This is a genomic window from Blautia sp. MCC270 (assembly GCF_018785605.1).
GTDB lineage: Bacteria > Bacillota > Clostridia > Lachnospirales > Lachnospiraceae > Blautia_A > Blautia_A fusiformis.
In genome coordinates this window covers 49,482-75,329 of the sequence record NZ_WQQD01000008.1, presented here as the reverse complement: position 1 = coordinate 75,329, position 25,848 = coordinate 49,482, and the positions used below count along the sequence as shown (strand labels likewise).

19 protein-coding genes and 1 pseudogene are annotated in these 25,848 nt (G+C 47.0%); 5 read left to right on the top strand and 15 right to left on the bottom strand.

Annotated elements, in window-relative coordinates; translation table 11 throughout:
- Positions 1–84: 84 nt before the first annotated feature.
- The 6 genes from leuB to tgt all read right to left on the bottom strand — a co-directional run bounded on the left by leuB (position 85) and on the right by tgt (position 7,076).
- Positions 85–1,170 carry a 3-isopropylmalate dehydrogenase gene (gene leuB, locus GPK58_RS03700; RefSeq protein WP_015527150.1) on the bottom strand — a complete coding sequence of 362 codons (1,086 nt, stop codon included), beginning with the start codon at positions 1,168–1,170 and terminating at the stop codon, positions 85–87.
- 266 nt (positions 1,171–1,436) lie between these two features.
- Positions 1,437–2,237: a TPM domain-containing protein gene (locus GPK58_RS03695; RefSeq protein ID WP_215638222.1), complete on the bottom strand. Its 801-nt coding sequence runs from the start codon at positions 2,235–2,237 to the stop codon at positions 1,437–1,439.
- 13 nt (positions 2,238–2,250) lie between these two features.
- Complete coding sequence (locus GPK58_RS03690; RefSeq protein WP_015527152.1) at positions 2,251–3,336, bottom strand: hypothetical protein; 1,086 nt, start codon at positions 3,334–3,336, stop codon at positions 2,251–2,253.
- 84 nt (positions 3,337–3,420) lie between these two features.
- Positions 3,421–4,776 carry an SPFH domain-containing protein gene (locus tag GPK58_RS03685; protein WP_015527153.1) on the bottom strand — a complete coding sequence of 452 codons (1,356 nt, stop codon included), beginning with the start codon at positions 4,774–4,776 and terminating at the stop codon, positions 3,421–3,423.
- Between the two features lie 676 nt (positions 4,777–5,452).
- Positions 5,453–5,767 (bottom strand): preprotein translocase subunit YajC, encoded by a 315-nt coding sequence (gene yajC / locus GPK58_RS03680; RefSeq protein ID WP_015527154.1) that lies wholly within the window; start codon positions 5,765–5,767, stop codon positions 5,453–5,455.
- Positions 5,768–5,924: 157 nt separating this feature from the next.
- Entirely contained in the window at positions 5,925–7,076 is a 1,152-nt protein-coding gene (tgt, locus tag GPK58_RS03675; RefSeq protein WP_015527155.1) for a tRNA guanosine(34) transglycosylase Tgt, read from the bottom strand.
- Positions 7,077–7,378: 302 nt separating this feature from the next.
- On the opposite strand from tgt, the gene GPK58_RS03670 reads away from it, so the two are divergent.
- Complete coding sequence (locus GPK58_RS03670; protein ID WP_173775713.1) at positions 7,379–11,620, top strand: 2-hydroxyacyl-CoA dehydratase; 4,242 nt, start codon at positions 7,379–7,381, stop codon at positions 11,618–11,620.
- A 135-nt stretch (positions 11,621–11,755) separates the two neighbouring features.
- Here the strand turns inward: GPK58_RS03670 and GPK58_RS03665 are convergent, their stop codons facing one another.
- From GPK58_RS03665 to GPK58_RS03655, 3 genes are read right to left on the bottom strand one after another with little or no spacing between them, the layout of a single operon-like run.
- Positions 11,756–12,379 (bottom strand): manganese catalase family protein, encoded by a 624-nt coding sequence (locus GPK58_RS03665; protein WP_015527157.1) that lies wholly within the window; start codon positions 12,377–12,379, stop codon positions 11,756–11,758.
- A 3-nt stretch (positions 12,380–12,382) separates the two neighbouring features.
- Complete coding sequence (locus GPK58_RS03660; protein ID WP_015527158.1) at positions 12,383–12,661, bottom strand: spore coat protein CotJB; 279 nt, start codon at positions 12,659–12,661, stop codon at positions 12,383–12,385.
- A complete protein-coding gene (locus GPK58_RS03655) occupies positions 12,661–12,837 on the bottom strand; it encodes a spore coat associated protein CotJA (protein ID WP_243269284.1) in 177 nt (58 codons plus the stop codon). Before GPK58_RS03655 ends, GPK58_RS03660 begins: the two co-directional genes overlap by 1 nt.
- Positions 12,838–13,150: 313 nt before the next feature.
- Here GPK58_RS03655 and trkA point away from each other — a divergent pair, with 313 nt between their 5' ends.
- Complete coding sequence (trkA, locus tag GPK58_RS03650; RefSeq protein WP_015527160.1) at positions 13,151–14,509, top strand: Trk system potassium transporter TrkA; 1,359 nt, start codon at positions 13,151–13,153, stop codon at positions 14,507–14,509.
- 12 nt (positions 14,510–14,521) lie between these two features.
- Entirely contained in the window at positions 14,522–15,961 is a 1,440-nt protein-coding gene (locus GPK58_RS03645) for a TrkH family potassium uptake protein (protein WP_021651380.1), read from the top strand.
- Positions 15,962–16,143: 182 nt separating this feature from the next.
- Here GPK58_RS03645 and GPK58_RS03640 read toward each other — a convergent pair.
- A pseudogene (locus GPK58_RS03640) lies at positions 16,144–17,045 on the bottom strand (radical SAM protein).
- A gap of 269 nt (positions 17,046–17,314) precedes the next feature.
- Between GPK58_RS03640 and GPK58_RS03635 the strand changes: the two are divergent.
- The gene (locus GPK58_RS03635) at positions 17,315–18,016 is read left to right on the top strand and encodes a response regulator transcription factor (protein ID WP_021651384.1); all 702 of its coding nucleotides are present in this window, start codon (positions 17,315–17,317) and stop codon (positions 18,014–18,016) included.
- 42 nt (positions 18,017–18,058) lie between these two features.
- A complete protein-coding gene (locus GPK58_RS03630; RefSeq protein ID WP_215638220.1) occupies positions 18,059–20,743 on the top strand; it encodes a sensor histidine kinase in 2,685 nt (894 codons plus the stop codon).
- A gap of 86 nt (positions 20,744–20,829) precedes the next feature.
- Here the strand turns inward: GPK58_RS03630 and GPK58_RS03625 are convergent, their stop codons facing one another.
- From GPK58_RS03625 to GPK58_RS03605, 5 genes are all read right to left on the bottom strand, one after another.
- Complete coding sequence (locus tag GPK58_RS03625) at positions 20,830–21,324, bottom strand: deoxycytidylate deaminase (RefSeq protein WP_015527165.1); 495 nt, start codon at positions 21,322–21,324, stop codon at positions 20,830–20,832.
- Between the two features lie 38 nt (positions 21,325–21,362).
- Positions 21,363–21,791 carry a ribose 5-phosphate isomerase B gene (gene rpiB / locus GPK58_RS03620; protein WP_015527166.1) on the bottom strand — a complete coding sequence of 143 codons (429 nt, stop codon included), beginning with the start codon at positions 21,789–21,791 and terminating at the stop codon, positions 21,363–21,365.
- Complete coding sequence (locus tag GPK58_RS03615; RefSeq protein ID WP_173723237.1) at positions 21,772–22,854, bottom strand: L-threonylcarbamoyladenylate synthase; 1,083 nt, start codon at positions 22,852–22,854, stop codon at positions 21,772–21,774. The genes rpiB and GPK58_RS03615 overlap by 20 nt, the downstream gene beginning before the upstream one ends.
- Positions 22,855–22,866: 12 nt before the next feature.
- Positions 22,867–23,448 (bottom strand): HD domain-containing protein, encoded by a 582-nt coding sequence (locus tag GPK58_RS03610; protein ID WP_015527168.1) that lies wholly within the window; start codon positions 23,446–23,448, stop codon positions 22,867–22,869.
- A gap of 136 nt (positions 23,449–23,584) precedes the next feature.
- Positions 23,585–25,843 carry a DUF2298 domain-containing protein gene (locus GPK58_RS03605; protein ID WP_173723235.1) on the bottom strand — a complete coding sequence of 753 codons (2,259 nt, stop codon included), beginning with the start codon at positions 25,841–25,843 and terminating at the stop codon, positions 23,585–23,587.
- Positions 25,844–25,848 lie beyond the last annotated feature (5 nt).

Sequence of the window (25,848 nt, the reverse complement as noted above, 5' to 3'; positions counted from 1 at the left end):
GGATCCGGTATCTTTATAGACTTCCTCTTCCAGGTACCGGTTTTTTCTGTTCTGTTTCGTTTTCTTCTCTCTGTCCCGCTTCATTTATGCAATGGCATCTGCGATCAGATCGCCCATCTCTTTGGTTCCGACAAGCTTGCATCCGTCAGACATGATATCTCCTGTTCTGTAACCCTCTGTAAGAACCTTCTGTACTGCTGTTTCCACAGCATCTGCTTCTTTATCAAGATCCAGAGAATATCTCAGCATCATAGCAGCGGAAAGAATGGTTGCGATGGGGTTTGCCTTGTTCTGGCCTGCGATATCCGGTGCAGAACCATGGCTCGGCTCATAGAGACCAAGCTTTGTCTCATTTAAGCTTGCGGAGGAAAGCATTCCGATAGAACCGGTCACCATACTTGCCTCATCAGAGAGGATATCTCCGAACATGTTTTCTGTAAGGATAACATCAAACTGCTTCGGATCACGTACCAGCTGCATTGCACAGTTATCAACCAGCATATGCTCCAGTGTTACATCCGGATAGTCCTTTGCCACATCCTCTACTACACTTCTCCAGAGTCTGGAAGAATCAAGAACATTGGCTTTATCTACACTTGTAACCTTATTTCTTCTCTTACGTGCGATCTCAAATGCCTTAATGGCAATACGGCGGATCTCATTCTCATTATAAGAAAGAGTATCTACTGCTGTGCGGACTCCGTTCTCCTCAGTAGTCTTTCTTGCTCCGAAATAAAGACCTCCTGTAAGCTCTCTTACGATGATCATGTCAAAACCATCTCCGATGATCTCATCACGGAGCGGGCATGCATCACGAAGCTCATTGTAAAGATAAGCCGGACGAAGGTTTGCAAACAGGTTCAGCGCCTTACGTATCGCAAGAAGACCTGCCTCCGGGCGTTTGGACGGCTCCAGCTTGTACCACGGGGATGTCTTGGCATCGCCGCCAATGGAACCCATCAGTACTGCATCAGAAGCTTTTGCCTGGGCAATGGCTTCCTCTGTAAGAGGTACTCCGTGAGCATCAATGGATGCCCCTCCTAAAAGAACCTCTGTGTATGAAAATTTATGACTGTATTTCTCACATACTCTGTCTAAAACTTTTTTGGCCTCGGCAACAATCTCCGGACCGATTCCGTCTCCCGGAATCAGGGCAATCTTGTACTCCATTTTATTCACTCCTCCGATTTCCCCTGTGCTGTAAAATTTTAACGCACTGGTGTGGATAATTGTTATTATCATAACGCACTTTTCGACGGATTTCAACCTATTAAATAGATAAAGTTATTTCCGGAATGCAAAAAATAAACGGCAATTCCCTGTTTCTGCCGCCACAGAGACATACTTTCGCACACAGAAAAAAGAAAAACTGCCCTACCATTCCGGTACCGCAGTCTTTCTTTTTTTATCATATTCTGTTTTTCCTGATGATCTTCTCAGAATTTCCCGCTAGAACCACCGAAGGTATCACCGGAAGATGAGGTATGGGTGCTGGAACCACCGTTATTATCCTCATTTTTCGGTTTTGCGGATTTTGATACCGTACTGTAGAGGTAAAAATCATTACTTCTGGTCACATTCATACTGCCCTGCCGCACATAAGAAGCCGCCCAATCCTGTTTTCGCACAGTTTTCAGCTTTCTTCTCATATTTCCGGTCACCAGTAATCCTGCCACAAGCCCCACAGCAAGAGCGATCAGCAGGTTTATCCCAACCGCAAAAGGCTCATCCGGAAGGTTTTCCACATCGTATGGCTCTGCCTCATCTGCCTGCGTGATAAAATCATCGCATTCCGTGGCAAACTTATGAAACGCTTCGTTATAATCACCGTCACTTAAATAAGGCTTCACCTGATCCATGATGTAGGACTGTCCGGCATCCGTAAACACTTCTATCGCATATCCGTGTGTTGCAATGGCCCAGTTACGGTCTCCCATATCCAACAGGAATAAAATACCGTCACCATTTTCCCCCTGTCCATATCCATGGTCAATAAAATAATCCTCCGCATACGCCTGGGCTGTTTTTCCCTCAAGACTGTTAACGGTAACGACCACAACATCTACCTGATCCCGCTCACTGATCTCATCCAGAGTACTGCTCAGGCTCTCCTGCTGCTCTGCATCCAGAAGGCCCGCCTGGTCATCCAGACGGCTTACGGTGCCTGCCCATACTGGAAAAGCACATGCCAGATACAAAAGGATCGATATCAAAAATACAGATATTCTTTTTTTCATGGCATCCACCTCCCTACAAAGCCCAGATCAGATACAGGATAATATAAGTGATCACACTCACGACCCCCGTTGTTCCCAGGAACCATCGTGCAAAAGCGTTCTTGTCTGTAGGCAGATTTCCCACAAATTTCCCTGTCTGACCATTCATGGCAAATATGTAATTATCACCCTTCCACTTCGTCTGCAGGATCCATACGGGATATAACGCATATTTCGTTGTCCCGTTATGAAGCCGGATACTGGTATTCTCCGGTACCACACTGGCGTATCCTCTCACCGTATCCCGGAATGCAGCCTCTGTGCTGCGGCGGATACGCTCATTGGCACGTTCCTCACACTCGCTGGCTGTCACATCATATTTATCTGCAAAATATCCAGCCAGATACGCAGTCTGAAAATCCACCGCTTCTTTGAAATCAAAAGGCTCTATAGACTCCATCAGATCATTTTCCATGCTGGCAGAGCCATCCACCGGTACATGATCAAAACCAAGAGAACCACTTCTGTGTACTGCATAATAGCTAGTCTCCGTATAATCATAATCACTATCGCTCCAGAACCGGGTCTTTGTTGCACGGTAACGGATATCTGCATCTGCGTCTGTGTCATACAGCCAAAACGGAACGTAGATGCCCTTAACCTCGCTGATATGATTCTCTGACTTAAATGCTTTCGGCAGAAGCCTCTTACCGGTAAGATGCTTTTTCAGCCTCTCCTTTGCCGCTTTCTTGTCCAGCTTAAACGGGATCACATAATCCGGCTTCAGTGCACCGGACAGCTGCCCGGTCATTACCACCGGACTTCCGCAAAACGGGCAGGCCGTTGCTGCCGTATTGGCATCTCCCACGATCTCACCGCCGCAGGACTTGCACACATAGGTACGCAGCCCCTCACTCTCCCCGTCCTGCCACTCACTGCCGGCCTCATCCGACCAGCTCATATCCTCAGGCTGCTCTTCCTCCACAGTCTGGGCATATTCCGATAACGTCCCGACATCAAACTCCGTATCACAAAACGGACACTTCATCTTCTGCACAGAACTGTCAAACTCTATGGAGCCACCACAGCACGGACACTTAAACTCCTGCATCTTCGCCATATATTCACCTCACTTCATCATTCTGTATCCAACAACCGGCAGGAGTTACCCTGCATTTTGCTCCTGACCATCTCTCTTTCTGATCTATACTGCATCCTCCGGTCCGAACGGATCACCGCACTCCGGGCAGAATTTCGGTGGATTCTCCGGATCTGCCGGTTCCCATCCGCACCTGCTGCAGCGATACTGCATCTTCTTCTCCGGTTTCTTCGCTCCACAGTTCATACAGAACTTGCCTTTATTCACCGTACCGCAGGAACAGGTCCAGCTGTCCTCCACCGGACGCGATGCACCACACTCCGGACAGAATTTCCCTGAAGAAACCGCACCACAACTGCAGGTCCAGGAACCAGCCGCAGCCCCTGCTCCGTTCCCTGCCGGCGAAACCGGCTGCGCTGCCTGCTGCTGTACACTCTGCTGCTGCGCCTGCTGCTTCTGGCCCATCTCAAACAACTGCTGAGCATTCAGACCACCTGCATTAGCAGCCATACCCATGCCCATAAAACCAGTCATAGCCCCTGCTGAATTAGAAGCCGCAGCCTTCATAGCATCCGCCTGGGCCCCGGTCAGAGTAGCCGCAGCCATAGCAGGATCACGCATCATAGCCGTACGCTGAGCCTGCTTGATCATCTCGGCATCCTCATCCGGCAATGTCACAGAACCAAGTGCCACACTGACCACCTTAAGCCCACGAAGCTCCTCCCACTTGGCAGAAAGCACCTCATTCATGGCATTCTCCAGCTCCGTATTATGAGTCACGATCTGATTCGGACGCAACTCCAGCTCCGAAAGCCTTCCGAAAGCAGGCTGCAGCGCACTGATAAACTCCGCCTTCAGCTGTCCGTCCAGCTCCTCTCTGGTATACTCCCGCTCCACATTTCCACACACATTCGTATAAAAAAGAAGGGGATCCGCGATCCTATAGGAATAAACACCATGACATCTCACAGCCACATCCACATCCAGCCCGATCCTGGAATCCACAACCCGGAACGGGATCGGATTAGCAGTACCAAACTTGTTATCCACAAGCTCCTTGGTATTAAAATAATACACCCTCTGATCCTTACCCGTATCACCGCCAAAAGCAAACCTCTTCCCGATCGTATCAAAGGTCTTCCTGATTCCGTCACCCAGACTACCTGAAAAAATACTCGGCTCCGTAGAAGCATCATACGTATACTCTCCCGGATCCGCACAAACCTCAACAACCTTTCCCTGCTCCACGATCATCATACACTGACCATCCGCCACAGCGATCCCGCTGCCGCTGGAAATAATATTATCACTCCCATGCTTATTGGAAGACCTGGAAGAAGACCTCTTCGTCCCCTTCACAACCATCACTTCTTTATCCATAGCCTCACAGTAAAAAAACTCCTTCCACTGATCCGCCAACGTACCACCCGCTGCACCCACAGCCGCTCTGATAAGACCCATAAATCCAACCCCTTTCTGAAAATTCATTCTTATTTACAATTTTACGATATTCCAAAGCCATCGTCACTCTCATTTCTGATAGTAACATCATTATTACACGAATTTTACCAAAAATCCACTTATTTCTATACAATATTACAATTGTCATATTCCCATCACATCCACACAGTCCATCTGCGCTGGCATCAAAGGCTATTCTCCCATCACATCCGCAATTCTAGGCACATCCGCAATCCCAGGCTGACAGCGCAGCGCCTCAGCCGTCCCACCACCCAAACACAACCTCAGCCATTGCAGTCGTCCAGCGCAGCGCTGACGACCCACAACCAACCGTCAAACGACACTATTTCTCACTGGAAGCACCAGCCGGGGAAGGGGATGCTGGATGGCTCTGCTTCTGCAGGAGGGGAGCTGATTCTTGGACGGCGGGAATCTGCGTTGTTTTTCAAAAGTCCGCTGTCTGAGCGGCAGCAGGCCGCGAGTTCGGACTTTTTAAAAACGCTTTTAGCAGATTTCCGGCGTCCTAGAAGCCAGCCCCCGACGAAGCCGCAGACCAGCCAGCATCCCCTTCCCCGGCGTCCCTTCATCCCTTCATCCCCCATCCAAACAAAAAAAGACACCACGTCACAAAAAAACGCAGTGCCTCTCTCATATTCAAGTTATTGCGAAAAAAGCATCAAGCAGAAGCCTGATCAGCCTTCTCAACCTCAGCAATCGCCTGCTTCCTCATAGGAATACGGCAATTCTTATTATTACCAAACTCAACAATAACATCTTCCTCAGTCATATCAATAACAACACCATAAAAACCACTGGTAGTAACAACACTGTCACCAACCTCCATGCTGTTCAACATAGTCTGAGTTCTCTTCTGCTCCTTCTTCTGCGGACGGATCATCATAAAATACATAATTCCAAACAGAACTACGATCCAGACAATACCAAGACCCGCGCTAAGTCCGCCAGCTGCCGCTGTAGATGATGCGATCATTTCAAATTCCTCCTGCTAAAAACAAATAATCTGCGGTACCCCCGCCGTTACTGACCTCTAAAAGTGTCACTTCGTACTATCATACACAAAAACCAAAAAACCTTCAAGAGTTTTCTTATAAAATCAAAGTAATTTACACAAATTTTATAAATAAAACTTACCGGTTCCCGTTGATCCTGCCTTCCTCAAAGCCTTCCAGACGCATCTTCTTATAAGCCGCAAAATTCCCTGCATCCAGCGCATCCCTGATTTCTTCCATCATATGATTATAGAAATACAGATTATGCAGAACACAAAGCCTCATGCCAAGCATCTCCTTCGCCTTCAGAAGATGACGGATATACGCTCTGCTGTAATGACGGCAGGTCGGGCACTGGCACTCCTCATCGATCGGTTTGGAATCCAGCTCATACTTTGCATTAAAAAGATTCATCTTGCCATGGTTGGTATACACGTGACCATGACGGCCGTTACGGCTGGGATATACACAGTCAAAAAAGTCAATACCACGCTCAACCCCCTCCAGGATATTGGCCGGGGTACCAACCCCCATAAGATACGTCGGCTTGTTCTGCGGCAAATGCGGAACCACCTCATCCAGGATCCGGTACATCTCCTCATGACTTTCACCAACTGCAAGGCCACCAACTGCATAGCCGTCCAGATCCATCTCCGCGATAGCCTGGGCATGCTCAATACGGATATCTTCATAAACAGCCCCCTGGTTAATGCCAAAAAGAAGCTGGTTCTTGTTAATGGTATCCGGCAGACTGTTCAGACGAGCCATCTCATCCTTGCATCTTTTAAGCCAGCGTGTTGTACGCGCTACCGATTTCTGTACATAATCCCTGTCTGCCACACTGCTTGGGCACTCATCAAAAGCCATTGCAATGGTAGAAGCCAGATTTGACTGGATCTGCATGCTCTGCTCCGGTCCCATAAAAATCTTATGACCATCGATATGAGAGTTAAAATACACGCCCTCTTCCTTGATCTTACGAAGCTTCGCCAGCGAAAACACCTGGAATCCGCCGGAATCGGTAAGGATCGGTCTGTCCCAGTTCATAAATTCATGAAGACCTCCCAGCTGCTTTACCACCTTGTCGCCAGGGCGCACATGAAGATGATAGGTATTGGACAGCTCTACCTGTGTACCGATCTCATGAAGATCCACAGTGGAAACTGCACCTTTAATTGCTGCAATTGTTCCTACATTCATAAAAACAGGAGTCTGGATCGTTCCGTGGACCGTCTTAAACTCGCCCCTTTTCGCTCTTCCTTCTGTTGTGATCAGTTTATATTCTGCCATTTCATTTCCCTTCTAAAAACATTTTAAAGTTGTCTCTGCCCGGCATCTGCGTCGCAGATACAGCCATAACCAGCTGCCGATGCAAATATCTTTCAAAACTTTTAGTCAATATCATAACACATTTTTTTCTTTACGGCTACTGATTGTTAAACTTTTACATTGCCATTTTTTAAACGATATCGTATAATATAGAATATTCGCTTAAAAATCCTTTATAATAAGAAGAAACAACTCCCATCTGACAGAAATGTCAGAGTCGGGCAACCCCTGTATAGATACAACGAGGAGGAAATCAATTTTTTATGAAGAAACACACACTTGGAATTGACATTGGTTCCACCACTGTTAAGATTGCGATCTTAGACGAAAACGATACGCTTGTCTTCTCCGACTATGAGAGACATTTTGCAAATATCCAGGAAACCCTTGCAGATCTTCTTCAGAAAGCTGAGGATCAGCTTGGTGAACTGACACTCTGTCCGGTCATTACAGGTTCCGGCGGACTGACACTTGCCAATCATCTGGAAGTACCTTTTGTACAGGAGGTTATCGCCGTATCCACTTCCCTGCAGAAGCTGGCACCAAAGACGGATGTTGCTATCGAGCTTGGAGGCGAGGATGCCAAGATCATCTATTTCGAAAACGGAAATGTAGAGCAGCGTATGAATGGCATCTGTGCCGGCGGTACCGGTTCCTTCATTGACCAGATGGCATCTCTGCTCCAGACCGATGCACCAGGTCTTAATGAATACGCCAAACATTACAAGGCACTTTATCCCATTGCGGCACGTTGTGGTGTTTTCGCAAAAACAGATATCCAGCCACTGATCAACGACGGAGCAACTAAGGAAGACCTTTCTGCCTCCATTTTCCAGGCAGTTGTCAACCAGACCATTTCTGGTCTTGCCTGCGGTAAACCGATCCGCGGACACGTTGCCTTCCTTGGCGGGCCTCTTCACTTCCTTTCTGAGCTGAAGACTGCTTTTATCCGAACCCTGAAGCTGGATGATGAACATATTATCGCACCAGACAACTCTCATCTGTTCGCAGCCATCGGCTCCGCCCTGAATGCAAAGCAGGATGTTACCGTTTCCCTGACTGAACTGAAGGAACGCATGCGGACTACCATCAAGCTGGATTTTGAGGTAGAACGTATGGAGCCGCTTTTTGCTACAGAGGACGACTACCAGGCTTTCCATGACCGTCAGAGTGCCTACAGGGTAAAAACCGGAGATCTTTCCACCTATAAGGGAAAATGCTTCCTGGGGATCGACGCCGGCTCTACCACAACAAAAACCGCGCTGGTAAGCGAAGACGGAACTCTTCTTTATTCCTTCTACAGCAGTAACAACGGAAACCCGCTGAAAACCACCATCAACTCCATCAAGGAGATTTACAGCCTTCTTCCGGAAGATGCAGAAATTGCTTTTTCCTGCTCCACCGGTTACGGCGAAGCCCTGATCAAAGCGGCACTTCTTCTTGACGAAGGTGAAGTCGAAACCGTTTCCCATTATTACGCAGCTGCTTTCTTTGATCCTGAAGTAGACTGCATCCTGGATATCGGCGGTCAGGATATGAAATGTATCAAGATCCGTAACCAGACTGTTGACAGTGTACAGCTCAACGAAGCATGTTCCTCAGGCTGCGGTTCCTTTATCGAAACCTTTGCAAAATCTCTAAACTACACAGTACAGGACTTTGCAAAAGCAGCTCTTTTTGCAAAACATCCCATTGATCTTGGAACGCGCTGTACTGTATTTATGAATTCCAAAGTTAAGCAGGCCCAGAAGGAAGGCGCTGAGGTTTCCGATATCTCCGCTGGTCTTGCCTACTCCGTTATCAAAAACGCCCTCTACAAGGTTATCAAGGTTTCCGATGCTTCCGAGCTTGGCAAGCATATCGTTGTACAGGGTGGTACCTTCTATAATGACGCAGTTCTCCGCAGCTTTGAGAAGATTGCCAACTGCCAGGCCATCCGCCCGGATATCGCCGGGATCATGGGTGCTTTCGGTGCTGCTCTGATCGCAAGGGAGCGCTATCAGGAGGGTGAAAAAACTTCCATGCTTTCCATCGATCAGATCAACAGCCTCCAGTACACCACCTCCATGGCAAACTGCCGCGGATGTACCAACAACTGCCGTCTGACCATCAACAAATTCTCCGGCGGCCGTAAATACATCAGTGGAAACCGCTGTGAGCGCGGACTTGGAAAAGAAAAGAACAAGGATCATATCCCGAACCTTTTCGATTACAAATATAAGAGGATCTTTTCCTATGAACCACTTTCCGCAGATAAGGCTACCCGTGGACAGGTTGGTATCCCACGTGTTCTGAACATGTTTGAGAATTACCCGTTCTGGTATACCTTCTTTACAGAGCTGAAATACCAGGTGGTACTTTCTCCTACTTCCACACGTAAGATCTACGAGCTGGGTATCGAATCCATCCCAAGTGAATCCGAATGCTACCCGGCCAAGCTTGCTCACGGACATGTCACATGGCTGATCCGTAACGGTGTGAAATTTATCTTCTACCCATGCATCCCTTACGAACGCAACGAGTTCCCGGATGCGGTCAACCATTATAACTGCCCGATCGTTACTTCCTATGCGGAAAATATCAAAAACAATGTGGACGAGCTCAGTGATCCATCCATCACCTTCCGCAACCCGTTCCTGGCATTTACTTCCGAGGATATCCTGACAAACCGCCTTGTGGAAGAATTCCAGGATATTCCTGCTGCCGAGGTCAAAGCTGCTGCCCATAAGGCCTGGGAAGAACTTGCAGCCGTACATATGGATATCCAGAAAAAGGGTGAAGAAACCCTGCAGTACCTGAAAGAAACCGGCCGCCGCGGAATCGTTCTTGCAGGCCGTCCATACCATATTGATCCGGAAATCCACCACGGTATCCCGGATATGATCAACAGCTACGGAATCGCCGTATTTACCGAAGACTCCGTTGCACACCTTGGACATCTGGAGCGTCCCATCCGTGTCAACGACCAGTGGATGTATCACTCCCGTCTCTACTCTGCCGCAAATTTTGTAAAAACAAGAGAGGATCTGGATTTGATCCAGCTGAATTCCTTCGGATGCGGACTTGATGCCGTTACCACCGATGAGGTTTATGAGATCCTGGATGGAAGTGACAAGATCTACACCTGCCTGAAGATCGATGAGGTCAACAACCTGGGTGCGGCAAGGATCCGTATCCGTTCCCTGATTGCTGCTATCCGTGCAAAACAGGCACAAAATAAAAAAAGGAACATCAAGCCGGCTTCCATTGAGAAGATATCCTTTACCAAGCAGATGCGTAAGGAGTACACCATTCTCTGCCCGCAGATGTCTCCATTCCACTTCGGAATCTTTGAGGCTGCTTTTAAAGCATCCGGCTATAACCTGGAAGTCCTCCCCAACGACAACAAGCATGCTGTTGATGTGGGTCTTAAATATGTAAACAACGATGCCTGCTATCCGTCCCTGATGGTTGTGGGACAGATCATGGATGCTCTTCTTTCCGGCAAATATGACCTGAACAAAACTGCAGTCATCATGTCTCAGACAGGCGGCGGCTGCCGTGCCTCCAACTATATCGCATTCATCCGCCGTGCTCTGAAAAAAGCCGGCATGGAACAGATTCCGGTTATCTCCCTCAACTTAAGCGGACTGGAGAGCAACCCTGGCTTTAAGCTGACACTGCCGCTGATCAGGCGTATCGTTTACGGTGCCGTATTCGGTGATATCCTGATGAAATGCGTATATCGCATGCGTCCTTACGAGCTGGAAAAGGGTATCGTAAACCGCAAGCACAAGATCTGGGAGCAGCGCGTCATTGCCTTCGTAACAGGCAGCAGCGTCAGCCATGGTACCTTCAAAAAAATGTGCCGTGAGATGGTCCATGATTTTGATACGATCCCGATCTCCGATGAGAAAAAGCCTCGCGTTGGTATCGTAGGTGAGATCCTTGTCAAGTTCCTGCCTGCTGCCAACAACCACCTGGCAGATCTTCTGGAGGCAGAAGGGGCAGAACCGGTTGTTCCGGATCTTATCGACTTTATCTGCTACTGCTTCTACAACCAGAATTTCAAGGTTGAAAAGCTTGGATTCAAGAAATCCAAGGCAACCATCGCAAATCTTGGTCTCAGAGCCATCGACTGGCTGAGAAAAACAGCAAATGAGGCCCTGGAGCAGAGCCGCCACTTTACACCGGCCGCAGATATCCGTGATCTTGCAAAAATGGCTGCGCCCATCGTTTCTGCCGGAAATCAGACCGGTGAAGGATGGTTCCTGACCGGAGAGATGATGGAACTCATCCACGGCGGTGTCCCGAACATCGTCTGCATCCAGCCTTTTGGATGCCTGCCGAACCACATCGTAGGAAAAGGTGTCATCAAAGAAGTTCGCCGTGAGCATCCGGAAGCCAACATTGTTGCCATCGACTACGATCCAGGTGCCAGCGAAGTAAATCAGCTGAACAGGATCAAGCTTATGCTTTCCACAGCACAGAAGAATCTGCATAAAGACGATAAAAAAGACGCATAACAAGAAATGTAGGTTACAAACATCTTTTTCCCAAAAAACAAATTCAAAGCTGCACAGCCGCAGGATCCCTGCCGGCTGTGCAGCTTTTTTTATTTCAGATATGATTCCTGTCAGACAGATTTTTTCTCTGATCCATCACTCTTCACAGGAGGCTTTGCACGGAGCATCAAAGCTCGGGTTAAAGGCATAGAAATTTTTGGCATCCAGCTGCTCCTGCACGGATCTCAGTGCTTCACCGAAACGCTGGAAATGGACTACCTCTCTTGCCCGAAGGAAACGGATGGGATCTGCAACCTCCGGGATATTTTTCACCACCCGGAGGATATTATCGTAGGTGGAGCGTGCCTTCTGTTCTGCCGCCAGATCTTCAAACAGATCCGTGATCGGATCACCCTTACTCTGGAATTCGCAGGCATTAAAGGGCACTCCACCTGCAGCCTGCGGCCAGATTCCCACCGTGTGGTCAATATAATACGGCCCAAGTCCGCTGTTCTCGATTTCTTCCATAGAAAGATCCTTTGTCAGCTGATGGACAATGGTGGACACGATTTCCAAATGTGCCAGTTCTTCTGTTCCCACATCATTGAGCACTGCCGCGACCATCCGGTTCGGTGCGGTAAAACGCTGGGAAAGATACCGCATGGAAGCTCCTATTTCTCCGTCCGGCCCGCCATACTGGCTGGATATAAACTGTGCCAGCTTTGCGTTAGGCGTCTTGATATTTACAGGATACTGGAGTCTTTTTTCATAATTCCACATACCTTATCTGCACCCTCCTTCCTGTTCCCATGGAAACGGCTGTTCCATCCACTGCCATGACTTAAGATTGCTGTCGTTTCCGGTATCAATGGTCAGCGGTCCATAAAATTTTGCATATTTTTCCAGAAGCTCATTTCTTCTTGCTGAAAGCTCACTGTAATATTCAAGAGCTCTTTTTTCTTTTGGATGCGTATCCAGAAAAAGGAGAAGATCGTCAATGGCAAAGCTTACCTGGTCAATAAACTGCAGCAGTTCTTTTTTGGAAGTACAATTTCCATACATCATCGACTTCCTCCTCTCCTGCCGCAGAACGGCTTGCAAAGCTCAGGGAAAATAGTTCCGACCTGAAGAGCTTTTTTCAGCTCAAAGGTAGGCGCAAATTCCTGGTATGGCACATACGCCATTGCAGGAACCTGTTTTGCCATATCAGAAAATGATCGATCCGTCCGGCCTGCCATCCCGCTATTCATCCCACAGGTATACTGATATGGCCGGCAGCCCGAACGATTCATCTGAAATCGGTCCATAATCGAAATCCTTTCATTCATGATCACGCTATATTTTATGACCGTTTTTTAAACTTGTGAAAACAGGAATGTTCACTTTCCTTCATATATATCTATCTTTCTGCCATTTTTTTCTATATATACAGGAAAATATTACTGTTTAAAAATCAGATATACAGTGCTATAATATCCTTGCCTATCTTTACACGGATGGGCGCTTTTACTTATGATTTGTAGCCCTGACCGGCTATTGAAGGAGGAAATTATGCAGGTAATTATTGTAGGCTGCGGAAAAGTCGGTAGAAATCTTGCAGAGCAGCTTCAGGCAGAGGATATTGATATCACTCTTGTCGACGTTATTGCCGACAAGATCAATGATCTCTGCGAAAATATCGACGCTATGGGAATCGTCGGTAATGGTGCCAGCATCAATACTTTAATGGAGGCAGGTGTTGATACTGCAGATATTCTGATCGCAGTTACCGCTTCTGACGAGTTGAACCTTCTCTGCTGTCTGATCGCGCAGAAGGCCAACCACTGTCAGACCATCGCCCGCGTCCGTAACCCCATTTATGAAAAAGAAATCGGATTCATCAAAGAACGTCTTGGTGTTACCATGATCATTAACCCGGAGTTTGCCGCTGCCCAGGAAATTTCACGGCTTCTCCGTTTTCCATCTGCGATCAAGATTGACACCTTTGCACGTGGTCGTGTAGAACTTCTCAAGTTTAAAGTTCTCCCGGAATTCAAGCTGGACGGAATGAGCGTTTCCCAGATCTCAGATGCTTTCCGAAGTGATATTCTGGTCTGCGCGATCGAGAGCCGTGACAATGTATCCATTCCTGGTGGTGATCACATTATACACGACGGAGATATGGTTTCCATTCTGGCTTCTCCGCTTAATGCAGCGGCATTTTTCCGTAAGATCGGTCTCAAGACCAATCAGGTCAAAAACTGTATCATCGTAGGTGGCGGAACCATTTCCTATTATCTTGCCCATGCACTTCTGGGTATGAAGATCAGTGTCAAGATCATCGAGCAGAACAAAAACCGCTGTGAGCACTTAAGCGAACTGCTTCCAGATGCGACTATCATCAATGGTGACGGAACGAACCGTTCTCTTCTGCTAGAAGAAGGACTTTCCGAGTCCGAATCCTTTGTCACTCTGACAAATCTGGATGAGGAGAATGTATTTCTTGCTCTCTTTGCCAAAAGCATCTCCGATGCCAAGCTGGTTGCCAAGGTCAACCGTCTGGAATTTGATGATGTCATCGACTCCCTGGATATCGGAAGTGTCATCTACCCGAAAAATATCACTGCTGATTATATCCTGCAGTATGTCCGTGCCACTCAGAACAGCATCGGCAGCAATGTAGAAACCCTTTATCATATTCTGGATGGCAATGCAGAAGCACTGGAATTTGCGATCCGTGAGGAATCTGCCGTAACTTATATCCCTCTTGCAGAGCTGAATCTCCGCAAGAATCTTCTGGTGGGATGCCTGAACCGCAACGGCCGCATCCGCATTCCCCGTGGTCAGGATATGATCCAGGTGGGAGATACCGTGATCATCGTAACCACTCACAAGGGGCTTCGCGACATCACAGATATACTTGAAAAATAGAGGTACTGCCAAATGAATTATTCGATTATTATTTATATCCTGGGATGGATCATGAATGTGGAGGCTGTCTGTATGCTGGTTCCCGGCATCACTGCCCTTATCTACCGCGAAAAATCCGGTATTGCCTTCCTGATCACGATTCTGGCATGTCTGGCCATCGGTGTTCCACTGGTCAGCCGCAAACCGTCCAAGAAAGCGTTTTACGCCCGTGAAGGCCTTGTGACTACTGCTTTAAGCTGGATCGTCCTCAGTATTGTCGGTGCTGTGCCGTTTGTGCTCAGCGGGGCTATCCCGAATCCCATTGATGCTTTTTTTGAGATTGTTTCCGGTTTCACTACAACCGGTTCCAGTATTCTCTCCGATCCATCACAGATGCCTTACAGCATCAATATCTGGAGATGTTTTTCCCACTGGATCGGTGGTATGGGTGTTCTGGTATTTATCCTGACACTGCTTCCGCTTGCAGGTGGCTATCATATGAACCTTATGAAGGCAGAAAGCCCCGGTCCTTCCGTAGGAAAGCTTCTTCCAAAAGTCCAGTCAACTGCCAAGATCCTGTACAAGATCTACATTGCACTCACTGTTGCACTGATCATCCTCCTGCTTCTTGGGGGGATGCCTCTTTACGATAGTCTCTGTGCAGCATTTGGAACTGCCGGAACCGGTGGGTTCGGAATCAAATCCGACAGTATGGGAAGCTACAGCTTATATATTCAGATCGTCATCACCATCTTTATGATCCTGTTTGGCGTAAACTTCAATGTCTATTTTCTTCTTCTCACCAGGAAGTTTTCTCAAGCATTGAAATCTGAAGAGGTCCGCTGCTACTTCTTTGTGATCATCGCTTCTGCCCTGATGATCACATTCAATGTCCGACATCTGTTTGACAATGTGTGGGAAGCACTTCAACAGGCATTTTTCCAGGTTGGTTCTATTATCACCACCACCGGTTATGCCACTACGGATTTTAACCAGTGGCCTGCGGTATCCAGAACGATCCTGGTACTGCTTACCTTCTGTGGTGCCTGTGCCGGCAGTACAGGCGGCGGAATCAAGATTTCCCGTCTTCTGCTTCTTGCAAAATCCGTCCGCAAGGAACTGCATCTTTATCTGCATCCCAATGCAGTAAAAAAGATCAAAATGGACGGAAAAGCGGTGTCTCACGAAGTTATGCGTGCCACCAATATTTATATGATCGTTTATCTGATGATCGTGGCTACATCTATCTTTATCATCAGTTTTGATGAATTTGATCTTGTAACAAATTTCACAGCCGTAGTCACCACTTTAAACAATGTGGGTCCCGGTCTTTCCCTGATCGGTCCTACCGGAAACTTCGGGATCTTTTCTCCGCTGTCCAAGCTGGTCCTTTCTTTCGATATGCTGGCCGGCCGACTGGAGCTATTTCCGATCCTGATCCTTTTCCTTCGTGAAACCTGGAAGAAATTCTGATAAATATTCGTCATATTTTGCTATGTTTGTGGCATAAATTGTTCTTTTCACATTTATTTCAAATGTTAGACACACTTTCTTCACATTTTTACTGTATATTATAAACCATAGAAGGTGATGAACTTTCTATAATATTTTTCTTTTTCATACGCGCCGGTACGAAAGTACCGGCCTCCTTCCATTTATGGAGTATTTTTTTCCACTCCCTCATAATCGAAATCCGGAATAAAGCTTTCTGAAGCAGTTTCTCCTTCCTGTATAAATCCATTCTGAATCCCCATATCCACAGCAGCATCCAGAACTTTTTCATACTCTCTTTTTGTAACTTTCCGGTTTAATTCCTTAAATTCCACAAATTTTCTCACCGGCGTATACTGATTCATAATACTGATATAAATATCTTCCCCATAGGTTTCATGAAGATACCTCAGAGCCTTTATGGAATTTCCTGTATGTCCCGGCAGGATCAGATGACGGACAATAGTTCCTTTCCGGATGTATCCATCCTCTCCAAACTCACATTTCCCGGTCTGACGCACCATCTCTCCAATTGCAGCCTTTGCAGCCTGCACATAATCCGGCGCATAAGAAAATTTCTGTGCAAGCTCCGGATCCAGATATTTCAGATCCGGAAGATAAATGTCCACATATCCTTCCAGAAGCTTCAGGGTTTCTGTTTTTTCATACCCGCTGGAATTATACACCACCGGAATATCCAGACCATTCCTTCGGGCCATATCCAGTGCCTCTATGATCTGTGGTACATAGTGTGCACCTGTTACCAGATTGATGTTTGCAGCTCCTTTTTCCTTCAGTTCCAGAAAAATCTCTCCAAGCCGTTCCACACTTACAGCCCGTCCCCTGCTCCCGATGGCAATATCATGATTCTGGCAGAAACAGCAGCGCAGCCCGCACCCGGAAAAGAACACTGCCCCGGAGCCTTTTGTTCCGGAGATACAGGGTTCCTCCCACATATGAAGTGCAGCCCTTGCCAGATAAATTCTCTCATCCATGCCACAGAAGCCTTTTTCCCTGCACTCCGGTCTGCCAGGCATTCTCTTGGACAAAGAGCACAAGCTGACATAATTTCTTCCGTACAGTGCGCGCTCCCTGCCATACTGCTGATTTTATTTTCATTCTCCACTTTCACTTTTCTCCTGATCTTTCTTCCAATATCGTTATTTTCTGTTATCTAGTACTAGTTTAGCACATCACGTCTGCTGCCAACAAGGCTTTCTCTGTTTACACTATATACTTAATATAGTACAATGGATTTCATGGAATCTTAAGAATTTACCCCTTTCGTCTTAATTTCCGGCTGCTATTCTAATAACATCAGGGAGGTACAAAAAAGTGGCTAACATACTTGTTTGCGATGACGACAAAGACATCGTGGAAGCTATCGAAATCTATCTTACGCAGGAAGGCTATCACATTCTGAAAGCCTATGACGGACAGGAAGCACTGGATATCCTGAACAGCGAAACTGTAGATCTGCTGATCATCGATGTGATGATGCCCCGTCTCGACGGGATCCGGGCAACAGTCAAGATCCGGGAAAGCAATCCTCTGCCCATCATCATCCTGTCCGCAAAATCTGAAGACACGGACAAAATCCTAGGCCTTAACATCGGTGCAGATGACTATATCACCAAACCTTTCAATCCTCTGGAGCTGATCGCCAGGGTAAAATCCCAGCTGCGCCGGTACACACAGCTTGGCTCCGCTGCACCGGTAGCATCAGAACACATCTACACAACCGGAGGTCTTACGGTAAACGATGACAAAAAAGAGGTGCTGGTAGATGGAGAAGCGGTACGGATGACGCCCATCGAATATAATATCCTGCTTCTTCTCATGAAAAATCCCGGACGTGTTTTTTCCACCACACAGATCTACGAGAGCATCTGGAATGAAGATGCTCTGGCCGCGGATAACACGGTAGCCGTCCACGTCCGTCACATTCGCGAAAAGATTGAGATCAACCCCAGGGATCCCCGCTATCTGAAAGTTGTCTGGGGCCTGGGTTATAAAATCGAAAAACTGAGCCGGTGAGCCAGCCGGCCATGAAGTATCTGTACTTCAGAAAGGGGTATTATGAATAAAAATAAACATACGGAAAAAAACCGTTCATTTATGCGCATTCCTGCTCTTGTCCTTGCCCTTATCCTGCCTCTGATCATGGTCTTTTCAGCGGCACTGGTGATCCAGGCAGGTATCCGGATGGACTCTGCAGAAGATCTTAAAACAAAGGATTATTTCCAGACCTCTGCTTTTGCTGACAGCTTTTACTCAAAAGCTTCCACAATCCTGTCCGGAATCTCAGCCAGAGAAATCCTGGATAAAACAAACGAAGATGCATACATTGATCTCGGAGAGCTTTATAACGGAGATTCCCTCTCCTTCAAAAACACCTCCGGACTAGCCTATTCCTTCAATGATCTTAAGGAATGGAGCTCACAGAGTATCCATTCCAATGATGACTGGATCGTCCTGGGCCTTACCACCCCGGAGGGTGAAAAAAAATATATGTACTATTCCGATTTCAAAAAAGCTCTGGAAGACGGAACCCTGCAACTAAATGCCAACTCCGGTGCCCTGAAATACGAGGGAATTTCCCAGAAAGACTGGACTGAGAGGATTCTTTCCGCTCTGAGCGCCGAATATGCAGACGGCGGCATCCAGTCACAGGAACCTCTGAAAAACATTACAGACAAAAACGGAAACGTGGTTTACACAGACGTGGCAGATATGCTCACTCCGATCCTTGATATCCCCTGTGCACCGGAAGGTTACGACAGTCTCCTGGATTACATGAATTCCACCTCATCCAAAACCAGGAATTTCAAAGGGAACCTGAACGATGCCTTTGAGCAGCTGGATAATGCCCGGGATCTTTTTTCCAGCTGGACAGAAGCTGCTCAGACACTGGATGAATACAGCAGTGATAATTCCAATATCCATTATGCCTATACGGATAACACCTCACAGAAAATCTTCACAAATACAGATGCAGCCTATACTTCCGACCTGACTGATATTTCCGGTTTTTCAGACAAAAAGCCTTACGTGTTCCTAAATGTCAACGAAACTGCCACAGATGAGAAAAATGCCCGGAATGGTCTTATGAATCTGAACCTTTCCGCTGCTGCAAACCCTTCTGTAGGAAACTGGATCGATCTCCTTCGAAACTCCACATACGATGAAAACTGCAGTTTTCTTGCCTGGATCGATGATACCAGCCTTCCTGTACAGGATTCCATTAAAACTGACAGACAGCATTTCCTGACTTACCGTACTTTATTTATCCCGGCTGCTGTGATCACCGTGATCAGTTTTCTGCTCTTTATCATAGATTTTATCTGGCTTACTGTCCACACCGGAAAAAGAAATTCCGCTAGCGGTAATACAGACACTGCTCAACCAGAACTGAACTTTTTTGACAGGATCTATACGGAAGTAGCAGCCGGACTTGTGTGTATCCCGGCACTTAGTGTATTGACTGCAGGACTGAGCATGCAAGCTTCCACCTATAACCTTGTCTCCTCCCTGATCATCCTGGGTATCACGATTTTCCTGATCACGTGCCTGTTCTGGATCGGCTATTTAAGCCTGATCCGCAGAATCAAAGCTCGCACCCTGTGGAAAAACAGCCTGCTTCGCAAATGCCTGAAGCTTCCCCATCTGTGTCTTTGTAAAGCCGGTAAGCTGATCGATTTTTTCTCCAGGAATACCATCAGCAGAATACGTATGGTAGTGGGACTTGGCGTATTTCTATTCCTTGAATTTTTCTTCAGTGCCCTGCTCGCGGCATCTGATGGATGGTTCCTGATGTTTTTGCTTCTATTCCTTCTGGATCTGGGTGCGCTTTTCTGCGTCTACAAAATTGCTCTTGGACGGGAACTCCTCCTTGATGGCCTGAAACGGATCACCGATGGAGAGCTCACTTACAAGATCCCGGAAAAGGAACTCCGTGGTGATCAGAAAGCAATGGCACAGTATATCAACCGCATTGGTGACGGGCTGGACGCTGCCGTGGAAAAAAGCCTCAAAGATGAGCGTATGAAAACCGAATTGATCACCAATGTCTCCCATGATCTGAAAACGCCGCTGACTTCCATCATCAATTACATTGATCTGCTGAAAAGGCTGAACCTCAAAGATCCGGAAGCACTGAAATATCTTGAGATCCTGGACTCAAAGGCACATCGTCTGAAAAGTCTGACCGAAGATGTAGTGGAAGCTTCCAAAGCCAGTACCGGAAATCTTTCTCTGGAAATGACGGAACTGAACTTTGTGGAAATGCTTTACCAGGTGATGGGTGAATTCGAAGAACGGATGGAAAACAGACATCTGACCCTGATGACACATCTGCCGGATTCTCCTGCCATGATCTATGCCGATGGCAGACGGATGTGGCGTATCCTTGAAAATCTTTTCGGCAATATTCTGAAATATGCCATGGAGAACACAAGGGTCTATGCAGAAGTTCTTCTGGAAAAAGATCAAGTCATCTTTACCCTGAAAAATATTTCCGCACAGCCTCTGAACATTCCGGCTGAAGAACTGACCGAACGTTTCATCCGTGGCGATGTTGCCAGAAATACAGAAGGCAGCGGACTTGGATTATCCATCGCACAGAGCCTTACCCAGCTTCAAGGTGGCACCTTTAAACTTTATCTGGACGGTGACCTTTTCAAAGTCTGCTTAAGTTTTCCACAAAAGATCTCTCCCACAGCCTTATCCGCACCGGAAGATTCTCATTCCGAAGCACATTCTTAACCATTCATAAAAAACAGCAGCGGAAGCCCTGATGATATGATAAATCAGGAGCCAGGCTGCTGTTTTTCTCTTATTTTTGTTCTCTTTTACACTTTAATGGTGATCTCACGGTCTGTCCGGTTATATTTATAATACCGGACTCCGGCTGCATCCAGCATTTTTTTGGATGCGATCACCGACGGAGTATCTGCATATTTATCACAGTCGTATACGATAGTCCTGATCCCTGCCTGGATAATAGCCTTGGCACATTCGTTGCAGGGAAACAGGGACACATAAAGCTTGGCACCTTCCAGACTTCCTCCCCGGTAGTTCAGGATGGCATTGAGCTCACTGTGTGTCACATAAAGATATTTGGTATCCAGCGGATCTCCTTCTCTTCCCCAGGGAAACTCATCATCGGAGCATCCCTTTGGAAATCCATTGTACCCCATTGACAGGATCTTGTTATCTTCACTTACGATACAGGCACCAACCTGTGAATGCGGATCCTTGGAACGCATGCCGGAAAGCATGGCAACACCCATAAAATACTCATCCCAGGAAAGATATCCCTGTCGTTTCTGTCCTTTTTTATCCATACAGAATCCTCTTTTTCTATTGGTTTCTTACTGATCGATCAATCCTCGATCATGTTGATCCTTCTGATATGACGCTCATCCCCGGAAAATGGTGTATCCAGGAATGTATCCACGATCTTCAGAGCAAGTCCCGGTCCTACTACACGACCGCCCATGGCCAGAATGTTGGCATCGTTATGAAGTCTTGTTGCCTCTGCAGTAAAGCAATCTGTACAAAGTGCAGCACGGATTCCCTTGAATTTATTAGCAGTGATGGAAATTCCGATACCTGTTCCGCAGATCAGGATTCCTTTCTCACACTCACCGTCTACGATTGCCTGTGCTACTTTCTTTCCATAAACAGGATAGTCTACAGATTCCGGACCATTGCATCCAAAATCTTTGTACTCCAGTCCTCTCTCTTCCAGATGCTTCTTTACCTCCTGCATCAGCTCATAGCCGCCATGATCACATCCCAGTGCTATCATTTTCTTTCTCCTCCTCAACGTTGATAATTTTATGACCAGCCGCTTTCAGTAAGCGGTTCATGATCGCCTGTCCCATTCTTGGTGTAAAAAATGCCTCTGAATAAATGGCACTTACATTACAGCTGTCAAAATCACGCAGGACCTCGTACAGATGATGCGCGATCGTTTCTTCCTGCTCCCGGCTTCCGATACTCTTTACGATTCCATGTGAATATCGGCCTTTTGTTTCATCTGTTGCGATGATCCCCACCGTCAGTCCCTTCTCCTCAGCCTCTCCAGCTCTTTTTTCGATCTCCGCGATCACACCCTCTGTGGCCCCCTCCACAATGGCAAGATCTGCCTTTGGTGCATAATGACGGTATTTCATTCCCGGTGCTTTTGGATGGACTTTGCTGTCCGGTTTGATCAGCCCCTTATCCATCCTTACATCTCCAAGTGTTTCCCGGAGCATTTCCAGGGAAATATATCCCGGCCGCAGGACTACCGGTATGTCTTCTGTAAAATCTACGATCGTAGATTCCAGACCGATATTTACCTGTCCTCCATCAATGATCATATCAATGGCTTCTCCCAGATCCTCTGCCACATGTCCCGCTGTCGTAGGACTTGGTCTTCCGGAAGTATTGGCACTTGGCGCTGCCACATATCCGCCAGCCGCAAGGATCAACTCCTGTGCGATAGGATCACTTGGAAAACGTACTGCCACACTGTCCAGTCCTCCGGTTGTTTCCTTTGGCACGATATCTGCCTTGGGAAGGATCATTGTCAGTGGACCCGGCCAGTATTTCTCAGCCAGTATTCTGGCTTTTTCAGGAACCTCCGTAACGATCTTATCCAGGTCACGGATATCTGCGATATGTACGATCAGCGGATTGTCCGAAGGTCTTCCCTTGGCTGCATAGATCTTCATCGATGCTTTCGGATCCAGGGCATTTCCTCCAAGGCCGTATACAGTCTCTGTGGGAAATGCCACAAGCCCGCCGTTTTTCAGAATCTCGCCACCTTTGGCAATTGCCTTTCTGTCTATATTCTCCGCTGTCATAACTGCTATTTCTGCTTTCATTTTACGCTCCATTTACTGTCTGATATAAATCCCCTGCTCTTCAATAAAATCTTCCAGATCCTGAAGGGCATCCTGTGCCCAGGTTTCGGATTTCTGAAAAGTCTCCGGGAAAAACATGTCTTTTACTATTTTTTTACCTGTTTCTGTTTTAAAGATCTTCTCTGCACTTTTCTTTATATGTTCTTTATCCAGTCCATCTTCAAAATAATTAACCAGAAAATCAGCTTCCACAAGGATCTGATAATCCAGCCCGTCAATATCCTTATAGGTATGATGATGTCCTACCAGATATTCCACTCTGCGGATCACCCTCTCCTGAAAGCCCAGTGCGGTAAGCATCTCTCTGGCAGCTGCCGGACCTTCTGCTTCCTGCGTCTTTCCATCAGAGCGTCCGTATTTTTCCATACCGACTTTGATCCCGATATCATGAACGAGAGCCGCAGCTTCCAGAACATGCATCGTATCTTCATCCAGACCCTCACTCTGGCCGATCAGCCTTGAAAGATCATGCACCTTCACAAAATGCTGGATATGCTTCGGATCCCCCTGATAATAATGGATCATTTCCATATAAAGTCTGTCGATTCTGTTCATAATATCCTCCTCTCTGCTGCCATCCTGCAACTGTCACTTTTTTCTGTATACTGCTCAGCAGAAATCTCCTGCTGAGCATATCCGTTAACAGATAGCTACATAATAGTTACATTATAGCGTTATTATGGAAAAAATGTCAATCCTGCTCCACTTTCACAATGTAGGTTCCTGACATATCATCTTCAAAGACAATGCTTCCCAGACTCTGAAGAACACGGTCATTAAGCTCTGTTCCGTATTTTTCTTTTTCCTGTCCTCCTACAAAGATATAGGAAATATCATAACGGCTGATCAGTTTTTTTACCGTCTCTGCATCTGTAGATGTATAAATAGTCTGGATGTCCGCACTTTTTTCATTGAGGTCAGGTACATTATTTCTCCAGAGCCATTCATGCACATACCATCCCAGTACGGTCGGAAGCCCCGTAGATGCAGAAACTCTCTCATATCCGGTATAGCTGTCCCCGTTAGCCTCGAGCACCACAGGAGAGCCCTTGATATTCTGCTTCAGCCAGCGGATCGCCGACGCATCCTGAGGAAAATCCTGCTCAAGAAATGTAGTTGCATCCAGTCCTTGATACTCCGAAACCTTCCAGACATCCCCAAACCAGGAATGCACGGCATTTCCGAAATAGCCCACGGTCCAGAGCAGTACAAAAAGCCCCACACCTGAAAGGATCCGGATGATCTTCTGTCTGGATATCACCAGCATACGATAAATCCCATATCCCATTGTCATTCCGAAAAGTATATATGCCTGATACGTCAGCTTGAACATAGTATTGGCTCTGGCATTTCCATTTTCATAAATATCCCGCACATATACAAGCTCCGGGATCAAAACCAGTCCGATAGCACATAAGCCCATGATCACTGCAAAAAGATCCGGAACTGTGATCGCCTCCAGCAGCCTATAGAGACTTTTATGCTTCAGTCCCTTCATTTTTTCTGTGATGACAGACAGGATCAGCAAAACAGTAAGGAGCACCGGAAGTCCCCAGAGGATCAGAAGCTGATACCACAGTGAATGATGCTGTGCCAGTGCCACCCCCTGTACCATCGTATCAAATTTCAATGTAAAGGGCAGGATCACCAGATAAGAGAGACCTATGATCTCCACTGCCTGTACGATCGTCACTGCCAGGATCCTGATTATCTTTCCCTCAAATCGTATGATATTTGCGATCAGGACAACTCCACCGGTCACTACAAAATAGATCACAAAATCCCAGTAATTGGTCCACTGGAACATGCCAAGAAAAACGGACGCCAGAAGGATGTGCGGCATCAGAAGCTGTCTCAGCCAGAAAACACTGCGTTCCTGTTTTTCAGGCTCAGGCCCTCTTTTTCGGATCATTTTCAGCCATGCATAGAGCATTCCCACCAGAAATGTCACAAACATCACATTTACCACATGGGCATGAAGATCCCCCAGGACAAACGAATAGCATGGAAATTCATGTATGGTCTTATCACTGTCATTCACCGGATTATACCCTATGTAACGAGTTGCATCCGGGAACCAGTAGCTGGCTGTTTCTGCCACTCCCTGTATCTTCCGGATCAGCGGCAGTACACAACGGTAGACGATATAATGTACATTTCCCGCGATAGATACTGCAATACCTGCAGTAACTCCTGCCAGTGAAGGAATATATTTCTTCTTTCCATCCAGTCGTCCATACAGCCTGTCCTTCGTCATCTGATGGACCAGGGAAAACGGATACACAAAGGCAAACGCTACCACAAAGGTACGCATCAGATTATAAGTCACTTCCACTCTGCTTCCTGTAAGCTTCGTAAGAAACACTGCAAAATACTGCCCGCCATAGTAATAATTGATGGTTCCCTGTGAATACCAGAGATCACGTGCAGGAAGAGTTTTGCTCCGCATCATGGCCTCCATGAAGCCATAATCCATAAATTTCTCTGTTCCATATGCCTGTGGCCGGAATCCTGCCAGATAAGTCCACAGCAGAAAGATCCCAAAAAACAGAAGCTCCTCCCGAAAGATCAGCTGCATCTTTCCTGACGGATAACATTCAATGCCATGCTTCAGCTGAACATGAAAAAGTACAGCACATAAAATGCCAACAGCCACAGATACTCCTACACACACTGCTGCTGTAAAAGGAAGGATTTCCACCGCTACCAGAAGCCAGGTGAGAAATCCGGTAACCGCAATGGCAAGTACCTTTGAAAAAAGCCAGCCCCGGTCTTCAAAACCACCAAAAAGCCTTCCTGTGACCGGCATTGCCACCATTCCCATAAACAGCGCAAGCAGCCACCAGGTCCAGAATGTCCATACATCTCCTCCCAGGAGATACGCAGAAAGTACTGTCAGGAGCACTGCTGCAGTCAGCTCCGGAAATAATTCTCTGATCTTTTTTTTCATCCTTC